Annotated in this window: 1 protein-coding gene; it reads right to left on the reverse strand. The window is 48.5% G+C overall.

Annotated elements, in window-relative coordinates:
* A partial coding sequence (locus R0J87_RS25460; protein ID WP_498889799.1) for a hydantoinase/oxoprolinase family protein occupies positions 1-229 on the reverse strand: 229 nt, incomplete at both ends.

Below are 229 nucleotides of genomic sequence, written 5' to 3' on the forward strand. Positions count from 1 at the left end.
GCGACATCGGTAGAGGTTCCCCCCATATCAAAACTAATAATTTTGTCATAACCGGCAATCAGACTGGTTTTCACTGCCCCAACAATGCCCCCCGCCGGACCCGAGAGAATACTATCTTTCCCTTGGAATAATTGGGCATCGGCTAATCCGCCATTGGACTGCATAAACAGGAGTTGGGCGTTACTCTGTTCATGATTGAGGTTCAGCTTGCTGGCAACTTGATCCACAT

It is taken from the genome of Halomonas sp. SIMBA_159 (assembly GCF_046536035.1).
Classification (GTDB): domain Bacteria; phylum Pseudomonadota; class Gammaproteobacteria; order Pseudomonadales; family Halomonadaceae; genus Vreelandella; species Vreelandella venusta_A.